At 41.1% G+C, this 12,250-nt stretch carries 10 protein-coding genes; 3 read left to right on the forward strand and 7 right to left on the reverse strand.

Annotation, left to right across the window (positions count from 1 at the left end):
• The first annotated feature begins 1 nt into the window (after position 1).
• A complete protein-coding gene (locus PGR74_RS02080) occupies positions 2-1,810 on the forward strand; it encodes an LTA synthase family protein (RefSeq protein ID WP_041503683.1) in 1,809 nt (602 codons plus the stop codon).
• Here the strand turns inward: PGR74_RS02080 and PGR74_RS02085 are convergent.
• The 5 genes from PGR74_RS02085 to PGR74_RS02105 all read right to left on the reverse strand — a co-directional run bounded on the left by PGR74_RS02085 (position 1,797) and on the right by PGR74_RS02105 (position 8,207).
• Positions 1,797-3,704 (reverse strand): SpoIIE family protein phosphatase, encoded by a 1,908-nt coding sequence (locus PGR74_RS02085; RefSeq protein WP_041503682.1) that lies wholly within the window; start codon positions 3,702-3,704, stop codon positions 1,797-1,799. The genes PGR74_RS02080 and PGR74_RS02085 overlap by 14 nt on opposite strands.
• Positions 3,701-4,888, reverse strand: coding sequence for a metallophosphoesterase (locus PGR74_RS02090; RefSeq protein ID WP_041503681.1), 1,188 nt, complete (start codon positions 4,886-4,888; stop codon positions 3,701-3,703). The genes PGR74_RS02085 and PGR74_RS02090 overlap by 4 nt, the downstream gene beginning before the upstream one ends.
• Before the next feature lie 10 nt (positions 4,889-4,898).
• Positions 4,899-5,483 (reverse strand): carbohydrate-binding family 9-like protein, encoded by a 585-nt coding sequence (locus PGR74_RS02095; RefSeq protein ID WP_052634662.1) that lies wholly within the window; start codon positions 5,481-5,483, stop codon positions 4,899-4,901.
• Positions 5,484-5,627: 144 nt separating this feature from the next.
• Positions 5,628-7,298: a formate--tetrahydrofolate ligase gene (locus PGR74_RS02100; RefSeq protein WP_059026145.1), complete on the reverse strand. Its 1,671-nt coding sequence runs from the start codon at positions 7,296-7,298 to the stop codon at positions 5,628-5,630.
• Between the two features lie 21 nt (positions 7,299-7,319).
• A complete protein-coding gene (locus PGR74_RS02105; RefSeq protein WP_041503679.1) occupies positions 7,320-8,207 on the reverse strand; it encodes a hypothetical protein in 888 nt (295 codons plus the stop codon).
• A 168-nt stretch (positions 8,208-8,375) separates the two neighbouring features.
• Here PGR74_RS02105 and PGR74_RS02110 point away from each other — a divergent pair, with 168 nt between their 5' ends.
• Positions 8,376-9,665, forward strand: a complete 1,290-nt coding sequence (locus PGR74_RS02110) for a DUF2851 family protein (RefSeq protein ID WP_041503678.1) — start codon at positions 8,376-8,378, stop codon at positions 9,663-9,665.
• Here PGR74_RS02110 and PGR74_RS02115 read toward each other — a convergent pair.
• Together PGR74_RS02115 and PGR74_RS02120 are read right to left on the reverse strand one after the other, a co-directional pair.
• On the reverse strand, positions 9,657-10,019 hold the full coding sequence (locus PGR74_RS02115; protein ID WP_041503677.1) for a hypothetical protein: 363 nt from the start codon (positions 10,017-10,019) through the stop codon (positions 9,657-9,659). The two genes, PGR74_RS02110 and PGR74_RS02115, sit on opposite strands and share 9 nt — an antisense overlap.
• 4 nt (positions 10,020-10,023) lie before the next feature.
• Positions 10,024-10,674, reverse strand: coding sequence for a hypothetical protein (locus PGR74_RS02120; RefSeq protein ID WP_041503676.1), 651 nt, complete (start codon positions 10,672-10,674; stop codon positions 10,024-10,026).
• Positions 10,675-11,001: 327 nt separating this feature from the next.
• On the opposite strand from PGR74_RS02120, the gene PGR74_RS02125 reads away from it, so the two are divergent.
• Complete coding sequence (locus PGR74_RS02125; RefSeq protein ID WP_041503675.1) at positions 11,002-12,189, forward strand: carboxypeptidase-like regulatory domain-containing protein; 1,188 nt, start codon at positions 11,002-11,004, stop codon at positions 12,187-12,189.
• Positions 12,190-12,250 lie beyond the last annotated feature (61 nt).

Genomic DNA, 12,250 nt, shown 5'->3' on the forward strand with positions numbered 1-12,250 from the left:
CATGAAGGCAAAATTACTGTTTCTACTGAAATATTATCTGTTATGGATCGTATTTGCCCTGGTGGCGAAGGTGTTGTTTTTATTGTATCAATATCAGGAGACCGTTTCGTTGACTCTGCATGACTATTTCATGATTTTTATCGGAGGATTCCGAATGGATCTTTCTTATGGCGGATACGTCATGATGTTGGCTTGTGTCGTTATGGCTGTCGGAATATTTTTGCCGTTGAAAATATTGAAAGTCGTATATGCCGTATTGACAATTTTATTGCTGACGGTGAGTAGCTTGATCGTATGCGGAGATTTGGAACTTTTTAAAAATTGGGGATACCATATGGACTCCACGCCTTTGACTTATTTGAAAACACCGGGAGATGCAATGGCTTCGACTCCGGTGTGGCTTATTGCGGTTTTAGTCCTGTTGTGCGTTCTTTTGGTTGCGGGTTTTTATTATTTATATCGCGGATGGATTTCGACGGGTTTGAAACAAGGAAAAGATAAGTGGTGGCATAGTATTGTGTATATATTATTGGGGGGGATTATGATCATTCCCGTAAGGGGTGGGTTTAATGTTGCCCCGATGAATGTCAGTTTCGTGTTTTTTAACAATAAAAACATGTATGCCAATCAAGCCGCGGTAAATCCGGTTTGGAATTTTCTCTATGAGGTGATGCATGTGGGGAAATTAAAAGATTCTTATAATTTCATGCCATTAGAGAGAGCCCAACAATTGGTGGATAGTATTTATACGGAGCGGGGAAATTTCCCGAAGGTGTTGAAGACAGATCGTCCCAATATAGTTGTATTTTTATTGGAAACATTCACTTCTCAGGCCTTGGAGGCTATGCCTAATCTAAAGGCCGTTGCCAGGGAAGGAATTTTCTTTTCTCGCGTTTACGCTACCGGAAACCGTTCGGATCGAGGTATTCAAGGAGTTATCGGTGGTTTTCCTTCCTATCCGAAGGTATCCATGTTGAAGTATCCGAATAAAACATACGGTCATCCACGTTTTCCGGTCGATTTCGAGAAGGAGGGATATGCTACCCGTTTTTATTATGCCGGGGATTTGAATTTCGGCGGTTTCCGTTCTTATATTACCATGAGTTTTCAGGAGAGCGTAACCGAAGATGATTTTTCAGGAGAAGCTATTGAAAATCGTTTTAAATGGGGAGTACACGACGGTTACCTGTTGGATCGTTTGTATGAAGACCTGTTGAAAGCCCCGACACCTTATCTCTATATGGCGTTTACCATGAGTAGCCATGAACCCTTTGTCGTCCCGATGGAGACGAAGTTTCCGGGAGAAGATAACGGTTCCAAATTAAAGAATGCGATAGCATACACCGATGCGTGTCTGGGAAAATTCTTTCAAAAGTGCAAGAAGGCCGGAATATGGGACAATACGCTTTTTGTATTGATTGCAGATCATGGAACGCGACACATCGGTCCTTTGCAACCGTTTGTTCCTGAAGCTTATGAAATTCCGATGGTCTTTACGGGGGGAGTCATGTCGGTGAGGGATTCGGTCGTCTCCACTATCGGCTCGCAGACCGATATGGTGGCGACCTTGTATGCCCAATTGGGGATGGACGCTTCTGCTTTTAAATATAGTAAGAATCTATTGAATCCTTCCGTGATACCCTTTGCTTTTTACGCTTATCCCAATGCGATAGCCGTAGTTAACGGCGATGGAGCCTATATTTACGAGTTGGGAACCAAACGGAATCTGGGTAATAACGTGAATCCTGAAGCCGGAGAATTGGTTAAAGCTTATCTTCAGGTATTGGATCGTGATTTTAAAAGTAAATAATTTGATCGTTTTTCAAGTACTTTATAGACAACATGGTTAAGTCATCTGCTTCGTCCATGTCCCCGATATAATTAATCAGATCTGCCAAAATTTCGTCGATCAGCTCTTCCGGGGTTCTGGTTTGAAGGGTTTTGACGAATTGCAATAATCTTTCTTTGCCGTAAAACGCCCGGGCTTCGTTTTGTGCTTCGCTGATTCCGTCCGTGTAGATGAGGAGGGTATCGCCCGGGTAGAGTTGGAGATGCGTGTCTTTATAAACATTCTTCATAATCCCGATAGGAATATCCAAAGCCTCTTCCAGAAACATGCTATTCTCTCTTTGTTCCCTTTGGACGATAGGGTAAGGATGTCCCGCATTCGTGTAATTCAACAGGCCGGTTTTTAAATTTAAAATACCCACGAACATCGTTATGAACATGTCTTCGTTCAAATTGCTGCATAAATAATCATTGAGCGTGTTGCATATGCTGGCTGAAGATTGTTTCGAAGTTGCCATATAGTTGAATAACGTGCAGACAGAGGCCATATAGAGTGCGGCCGGGACTCCTTTACCCCGTACGTCTCCTACCGTGAAGTAGAGCAGGTCGTTTTTGACGAGGTAACTGTACATATCTCCTCCTACCGCTTTTGATTGTTCCAGCACGGAATAGAGGGAGATGTGTTCTTTGTCCAATTTATTCGAAGTAGGTAAAAATTGTTCCTGAATGTTTTGCGCAACCCGGATTTCGCTTTCGAACTTTTCTTTCTCCATCGTTGTCTTTTTCAGGTTTTTGATGGATTCGATAATTCGGTGCTGCATATACATAAATGAATTCCGCAGTTCCCGCAGCTCGTCGTTATCGTTTGTTTCCGGTATGGGAACATTGAAATTACCGTCTGCAATCGTACGGGTGACGGTAGCGAATTGCCGTAACGGTTTAAACACTTGCCTGATAATGCGGATAATGATCCAAAAGAGCAGGAGCAGGCAAATGAAACATCCGATTAGAATCAGGTCACTAATGTTGGATATGGAGTTATATACTTCATTGAACGGGCAAAGCGTTACCAACGACCAATTGGTATGGGGCAAACGTTTAAAATGAATGAAAAAGTTCTTTCCTTCTACAGTAAGTTTATCGGTACCGTCTTCTCCTTTAACGATGCGGTTGATAATCTTATCGTAATCGATATTTTTGGCTTTGGCGTATTGCCAGATGTTGGCATATCGTTTTATCTCTTGATTGGGATGAGAAAGAATGATTCCTTCCTGATTTAACAGGTAACAATATCCCGTTTGATATAATTTCAGATCTCGAACAAATTTGGTGAATTCTTTGATGGGGACGTCTAAACGGAGGTAGCCGATAAAGGTTTGGGCTGCATTGTAAATCGGTTCGTAACGAGAGAATATACGCTGTTTTACGAACAGCGTATCGGAATAATGGCGGCTCCAATAAGATCCTTTTTTCTGCAAGGTTTGAGCGTGGAGTCTTTCATCGGAAAAATGCTTTTCGGAATGATTGAGTTTCTTGACAAGAATTCGGTTGTTGTTTTGATAAACATAGATATCGTAGTCTCTGTATTCCGGGGCGAACTCCATCGCTAATCCGCATAATTCGGGTGTATTTTTCAACACTTGAACGTAAAGAGAGGTATCTTCGGAGATCAATAAGTTTTTCATGGGTTCTAACTTGAACATGGAGTTGACCCGCTCAATGTTTTTACCTTGTTCCGAGATTCTTTCGGATACCTTTTCCGTTATCATCCCGGCGTAGGTGACTACCGTCTTGTATTGCGAGATTTTAGGAATCACGTACAGCATGATAAAGATTATCACGTAGATGGCAGCACAGACTGAAATAATGTATATGGTCAGTTTCGTACTAAACGACTTCTTCTTGTTTACTTTCATTGTTTGCAATCATTTGTTAATTCTATTAACGTGATCTCCGGACGTTGCCCTATGCGTCCCGGAAATCCCAAGTAACCTGCACCTCGGGATACATAGAGTTGATGCCGATCGTGTTTGTAAAGACCGTTGTATTCCGGATAGATGTATTGAGAGGGACTCCATCGGAATCGACCTATTTGGATTCCCATTTGCATTGCGTGCGTGTGCCCCGCCAAAGTTAAAGCCACGGGATGGTAAATTACTTCCTGGCGCCAATGGGAAGGATCGTGAGAAAGGAGAATCACCACGTGGCCTTCTGTTCCTCGCAGCGCTTCGGGGAGTTTTCCATATTGAGGGAAAGGAGGTAATCCCCAGTTTTCGACTCCCGACAAATAAATCGTGTCCGTTTGAATAATGAGCGGTATATTCGTGTTATTCAACATATGAAAGCCCATATCTCGCATATTCTTAAAGAATTGGACGAGGTTCTCCTTGCGGTCCTCTTCCGTTTTCCAACGCGTATAGTGACCGTAATCGTGATTTCCCGTTATCGCGTATTTTCCATGGCGGGAAGTTAATAATTTTAACGTATCTTGCCAAGGAGTCATTTCGGAAGCGAAATTATTCACCATATCTCCGGTAAAAACAATTAAATCCGGTTGGAGAGCGTTTACTTTTTGGACGAGTTCAGATATACCGACGTACCCTTTCCGGTAGCTCCCCAGATGAAGATCCGTTAATTGCACGATGCGAAAATGGTCGAAGGTATCCGGTAACTCTTTTATGCATACCTCCTGTTTGACCACTTTATAATCGTATCTTCCCCACGTTATTCCATAGAAAATAACGAAGAAAACCAAGACACTCAATCCGAAAGCGAAATAGTGGATTATGCCTGATAACAGTTTCAGTCGTCTGACCATTAAGGCGATACCATTCAATACGATATAGATTGTTTTTGGAACATAACATAAGAATAAAACAGCGATCCCTTTTCCAAACCAAAAATAGGCTTCCGGGGATTTTATCCGGGGAATAATAAAATGATAACTTAACAACCCGATGATAAATAGCAACGAGTGTATCGCGTATAGAATTTTTCCCGTTTTACTTTTCAGGTAACGTTTTATTTCGAGGTAGAGAAAAAGATCGTTTAGCCATATATAGCCTAATCCTACTAATAGTATAATCGTTCCGGTTTTCATTTTATATCAATTAAAAAATCAATGAACCAAAAAATTCCGATCGGTGAAAATCAGGTTGTTCGGTATGAATAGGTCGCCAGGATAAAAAATGGGGGAAAGGCAATTTATTGCCGCATTTGTAGATATTGGCTTTTACGATCGTACCTTCTTGCGGTGTGAAATTCGTCTTGAATAAAGCGGTAAAAGGGATTTCGGCCGTCAGTTCCCAACAAAAAGAGTCTTTTTTACCTCCTCCGCGGGAAACGGATAGTTGTATCTCCCTACGAACTGAATTTGTAATGACGGAATCCGCCAGAATCCGGTCGTTCCGTCCCGTGCCGTAGCCTATTAACAATGCACCTATGGCATTGAATTCGAAATTGTAATAAAAAGGCGAGAAGGGTAGGGGCTGTAAGAAAAATTCGACGCAAGAGTCTTCCCATATGTTTCCGTTATCGCTTACTTCTTGGGCTCTGAAGGCGGTTTCCTCCACCTGAAATTTCAGGAATAGAGCTTGTTCGTTGTAAGCTATTTTGCATCGTACGCGAGGAATACTCTGGCATGAATTTTTCCAGTTTACCTGATCGACAGGAAGAAAAGTACATTTTTCATCCATTGAACTACCTATTCGATCAAGCGAATAAGTAGTTTCAGACAGGTGTGGAATTTTTTCGAGGTGTATCGGATCCATCGCCTTTGGTAGTGTCGTAAAATATAGTGGGAGAGGATTTGGTTCTCCCACTTTCGTTTTATTATTTTATTAGAACAGACCGGTAATCTTCCCGTTGTTGTCGATATCGATTTTTTCAGCAGCAGGGATATCGGGCAGACCGGGCATTCTCATGATACTTCCTGTAATCGGAATGATAAATCCGGCTCCGGAGGCGATTTCGATTTGTCGCACGGTGACCACGAAATCTTTCGGACGACCTAATAATTTCGGATTATCGGATAATGATTTTTGAGTTTTCGCGATACAAACCGGCAGTTTGTCTAATCCCAAATCCATTACCTTTTTCAAGTCGTTTTTAGCCTCGCTCGTGTAATCGATAGCAGCAGCCCCGTAAAGTTCTTTCGCTACCGTTTCGATTTTCTTTTCGACGCTCCATTCCCATTCGTAAAGGGGTTTTAAGGTACAGCTGCATTGTTCGGCCACTTTAGCAACAAGTTTAGCCAGGTTTTCAGCTCCTGCGCCTCCTTTTGCCCAAACTTCCGCCACCTCCATGGGAACTTCCAGTTCATTACATTTCTGGGCCAAATAAGCGATCTCTTCCTCCGTATCGGATTCGAATTTATTGATTGCCACGACCGGACAAATGTTGAACTTTTTCATGTTTTCAACCTGTTTCTCGAGATTACCTATCCCTTTCTTCAATGCTTCCACGTTAGGTTCTTTCAACTGGTCTATTTTAACACCTCCGTGGTACTTCAATGCTCTTACGGTAGCGACCAAGACCACGGCGCTCGGTTCCAGACCGGCTTTAACGCATTTGATGTCAAAGAATTTTTCCGCACCTAAATCAAACCCGAATCCGGCTTCCGTTACCACGAAATCGGAAAGTGTCAGTCCCATGCGTGTTGCGATGATCGAGTTGGTACCCTGCGCTATGTTGGCAAAAGGTCCTCCGTGAATAATGGCGGGATTGCCTTCCATCGTTTGGACGAGGTTGGGTTTTATCGCGTCTTTCAATAAGGCTGCCATTGCTCCGTTAGCCTGAAGATCGCGGGCGTATATGGGCTTTTTGTCAAACGTATATCCGATAAATATATTACCTAACCGATTCTTCAAATCTTCAAAGTCATCCGAGAGGCATAGTATAGCCATTACCTCGGATGCGGCCGTGATATCGAAACCGGTCTCCCGCGGAATACCGGCAGTCGTTCCGCCTAACCCCACGATGATGTGACGCAGGGAACGATCGTTCATGTCCATCACTCTTTTCCAAGTAACCGTTCGCGGATCGATGTTTAAGGAGTGTGTCTTACTCTGTATGTTGTTGTCAATCAAAGCTGCCAATAGGTTGTGCGCTTTCTCGATGGCAGCAAAATCACCTGTGAAATGCAGATTGATATCTTCCATCGGTACTACTTGCGAGTATCCTCCTCCCGTGGCACCGCCTTTGATACCGAATACCGGTCCTAAAGAGGGTTCGCGTAAAACGACGGTCGTTTTTTTACCGATGCGGTTCAATCCTTCGGTTAGCCCGATGGATATGGTCGTCTTTCCTTCTCCCGCCGGGGTAGGGGAAATTGCCGATACCAAAACTAATTTCTTATCCTTTATTTTATCAAAGTCTATAAGACTTAACGGTAATTTCGCCTTGTATTTGCCGTACGGTTCGAGTAAATCTCTTTCGATACCTAATTTATCTGCAATTTCGTAAATAGGTTTTAGAGCTACCGAATTAGCAATTTCGATATCTGTTTTCATGTGTTATATAATTTAATATTCCTATTTCAGTATGAATTCAGTAGATCCGATCTGTTGATTATCACTAAAAAGATCTGCAATGTATTTTCCTTTTACCAGACTTCCGTCGTTCGGCCAGTAGATGGAAATTTCCAAACGTTCGCCCTCGTATTCTATTTCCCGTTTGGCCGAGTAGGTGAGGCTTGTATTCTGATACTTGAAGAATGACTTTTCTGAGGCCGCGATTACTTTTCCGTCAGGACGCGTCAGTCGCAAATAGATAAGTCTCGGTCCTCTTTTAGCCGTGATGTTTTTCGCGATGACAAAATCGGTCTTTAATTGAGAGCATTTCTTTACCGATGTCTCTTTGCCTCTCTTGTTAATGGGATAAATGTTTATATTTTCTGCGGAGAGGGTACTTGCTTTCTCCAGAGTTTCGGCCATTAATTCTGTTTTTTTCTCTAATTTCTGGCTCTTCTCCCTTACCCAGTTCATCTGTTTTTTTACCTCCGTATTTTCTGCCAGTAATTTCTTGTTCAATTGATTTAAGGAGTCAATTTGAACCACGTAACTTCTGAGGACACCCTTCAACGTGTTTATTTCCCGTTTGTACCGATTGATTTCAGCGTATGAATTATTCTTAAACTCCTTCATCCTTTCCAGTAGATGGGTGATCTTTTCCTGTTCATGGGTCAGTTTGGCGTTTAATGTATCGTTATCCGTTTTTAAATTATCGTAATTATGACTTAAATCCGTCAATTCTTGTTCCAACGCTTCTTTCTCCGACGTGATTGCAAGCATATTCGCTTTATTTTCACTTCTTTCTATCAAAAAAAATATAAAAAGTACAATAAGTACAAGGGATAAAGCTCCAATAATAACCAATAAGGTTTTGTCTTTCTTATCCTTGATTAATTTCTTCTCTTCCATAGTTTTTTTACGTTTGGTTTCCTCCGTTTTCTGTTTTTTTTATTCTGCAAGCAAAGATAAAGATAATAAACCAAACCTTGGTAATGGTTGAGCTTTTTTTAAAAATTTAGCAGTTGATTTTTTGTAAAGAAAATTGTAATTTCGTAGAAACCATCTCAATGTTAGAATATGAATGAGGAATTCTTACAATACGTATGGGCAAATTCTCTTTTTCGGGAATCCGTCTGTTTTTCTACCGGGAAAAAACAGATTCGCATTCTGCATGTCGGAACACAGAATCTCGATTCGGGACCTGATTTTTTTTGTGCCAGAATTGAAGTCGACGGTATTGTTTTGGTGGGAAACGTGGAGATACATCAAAGAGGAAGCGATTGGTATCATCACCGTCATCATGAAGATCCGGCTTATGACAATGTGATCCTTTCTATCGTAGAGGTTGCCGATAAAGACATATATAGCAGTAAAGGAATTAAAATAGAATCCGTTATTTTAGGATTTGATAAAGGGTTATGGGATGAATATGTTTATATGCGGGGCATACCGTTAATACCTCGTTGTCACCGGCATTTAAAGCACGTAGGTAGATACGGGAAAGAGATTATTCTTTCTGGATACGCCGTAGAGCGTTTGGAAAGGAAGTGTCATGAAATAAAAGAGATGTTGACCCGGAATCGGAACGATTGGGAAGAGTGTTTTTATCGTCTGTTGTTGAAATATTGGTCAGGAAACGTGAATGCCGATGCCTTTTCTTTGTTGGCCGAATATCTTCCTTACAAGAAAATTTTGCGTTGCGGAGACTCGCTGTTCAAGATTGAAGCTCTATTGTTCGGATCTTCCGGTTTTCTGGAGGAGGAGTTCGAATCGGACGAATACAGGAGTTCCTTACAACGGGAATACGAGTATCAGTCGGCGAAGTTTGAATTGGCACGGATGGAGATTTTTCAATGGAGGTTTATGCGTGTTCGTCCTATCAATTTTCCGTCGGTTCGTTTGGCTTTGCTTGCCGGAATGATGTATCGTTTTCAGTCTTTGTTTTCCGTTTTTTTGGAAATTCACTCGCTTCCGAAAGCCAAAGAACTATTTGATGCGAAGACTTCTGTTTATTGGAATACGCATTATCGTTTCAACGTTGTTTCTCCTTACAGGGTGAAAAAGATAGGAGAGGCCATGAAAGACGTTATTCTAATTAATGCGGTTATTCCTTTACTGTTCGTGTACGGTAAGGAAAGGGGAGAAGAGCATTATTGCGAAAAAGCGTTGAGGTGGTTGGATGGACTGAAGGCGGAAAAGAATCGTATAACCCGTCAATGGCAACGATACGGTCTGACGATTCAAACGGCCTTACAAAGTCAAGCTCTTTTACAAATTAGGAGGGAGTATTGCGAAAAACATCGTTGTCTTCAATGCAAAATAGCCCGCGAAGTGTTCAGGGGATTAAAAGAGACGGAATCAGTTTAATTCCTGTTTTAAAACATCCGGGATCTCGATCTCTCTTTTTTCCAAACTGATCAGCCAATCGTTTATCTCTTCAGGACGTAAGGTGTATAAAACTTCCCGAAAGAGGTCGATCTCTTCGTCTTTATAAGTATCAGACGGAACACCTCGGAATCGGTCCAACTCTTCATCGTCAAAATAATCGATTTTTTCGGTTATTTTTTTTAGTCCTTTCTCACATATAGCATGCGCTCCGCAGCATTCTACCGGAGGAGTGACCGGTTCTTTTTCCCGGACCTCGTTTTTTGTTTTTTGGAAGAATGTAAATAGGGCAACTATGATTAGCAGCCCTATTACACTCAGAATTATATAGATCATTTTTTTATTTCCCCAATTCTTTTTTCAACAACTTAACCTGATTGCTCAGTTTCTCTACCTCTTGGTTTTTTTGGGATAAAAGTTTTTTGTTTGCAGCCAATTGATTTTTTATACTTTTTACTTCCTTTTCCAACCGGGTTATTTCGCTATCTTTAAATTGAATGTTGGATTTAATCGTTTCGATCTCACTTTTTAATTTTCGGTTATCCCACTCCGAATTTGTTTTTAGATCGGCTAACTCTTTTTTTAATTGATCCCGTTCGCTCTTTACCGTTTTTATTTGGTTTTCCAAGGTTTCCAGTTGAACATTGCTGTTTTGTTCTTTGTATTTTACTTGATCCGAAACGTCTTTTAGTTCTGATTTCAATGCCGACTCTTTCGTTTCCAATACGCGAAGTTTAGCATATAAGGCGTCAATCTGTTTATCTTTTGCAGCGATATTGGCCGTTAACTGATATCGGATGGCATTGAAATCATTTTTCATTTTCACTATTTCGGCTTCCATTCTCTTTTTATCGTTTTGCAGATTTACGACCTCTCGATCGCTACTTCTTTTAGCTCTTGCCAACTCTTCGAATTTCTTTTTCGAGACGCAGGAAGAAAGAGACACGGTTATCATTAAAATGCCTGAAATGTAAAATAACGCTCTTCTCATATCGAAATGTTTAAGGGTTACAAATTATAATTTCTGTATTTTGAACGATTGATTCCTAATTGTTAACCATTAGGCTAAACCGAATTAGCCGTTGGTGAATCTTTCGCTCCGATTTTCATCATGGAGACAAAAGTAACGAAAATATTTGTGTATAACAAAAAAAGCGGCAGATGTTCATTCGGTTGAAAATAATCTTTTTCTGGTGAAGATTGTTTCCGTCATTTTCGGGGATAAAAGCTATTTTTATTTGTTGATATGTCTGAAATAAGATTTATATCATGTATATTTGCAAGGATGATTTATTGTTGAACATGTAGATTATTAGGTATGAATAAAAGGATATTCTTGTTGCTGGTGTTATTTTTCGGTGTGTTTTCTTTCGTTCAGGCTCAAGATGATGATGGAAAAATCAGAATAAAAGGAGTCGTTTTGGATGAGAAAACACGGGAACCGATCGCTTTTGCCAACTTGGGGGTATTGGGAACGGTGTTGGGGGTCGCCTCCGATATAGACGGACAATTTGAATTGATAATTCCGGAGAGATGTATTTCGCACGTACTGAAGGTTTCGGCCATCGGATACGGAAGTAAAGAGTGTAAAGTATATGATGTAAAGGATAAAGGAAAGGTTGAAATCCTTTTGCAACCTACGACTTACGGTATTAAAACAGTTGATGTGACAGCAGAATCCTTGGTGTTTAAAAAATTATTAGAGAGGGCTGTCGCCAATATCGGATTGAATTATATTCCGCGGGCCTATAATTACGAAGGATATTTCGAGTACGGAATCCGGGTAAACGACGGGGAGCGAAAATCAAAAGAGGCAATAGTAAAAATATACGATAAGAATGGATACGAGCGGAGTAATGTCGAAGAGAATTTTCTCGCGTTGAACTATAAATTTACTCAGGTTCGCCGGAGTGAGGAAGCCGTATCCGTGGCTGACGGAATGATCTATTTTGATGATATCATCTCTGCCGATATCGTTCGTAATACCCGGAACATATTGGATATTGAGAATTTGCGTGATTACACGTTAAAAAACAAAGGCATTATTTTATATGACGGAGATTCGGTTCAGGTGATCGGGTACGAATGTAAAAAACCTACTCTATCGAATGCCGGAGATGCTTCTGTAACGCAATACAGCGGGGAGATCTATATCCATATGAAAAATGCCGCCGTCCTCAAGAATGTGATGCACATTCGTTCTGCCGGATTCAATAGGATGGGACGCAATTTATTGCCGATCGAAGGAGACTCGAAATCCAATGTGGTAACGACTATCACCACGAATTATAAGAAAATCAGTTCCTATTACTTCCTTAGCGGTGTCAGTATGGTGTATTCCTATAATGAAGGCAAGGATGTAGTAAAAGGAGAATTACAATACCAGACGACCCGCGTCGGTATAAGTAATGTGGAGGCGATCGAAGGGCGTACGTATTACGAGGATATGAAAACAGATCACGATTTTTGGAATCGTTATACTATTTACTTGGAAGAAGAGGAATAATAACAGGTAGGATATAGTTCGGGAATATATCCTCCTTCGTTAAGCCGGCGGCGATCGTTTT

This window comes from Sanguibacteroides sp. AM78-02pH3A (assembly GCF_027666085.1).
Lineage (GTDB): Bacteria > Bacteroidota > Bacteroidia > Bacteroidales > Marinifilaceae > Gabonibacter > Gabonibacter massiliensis.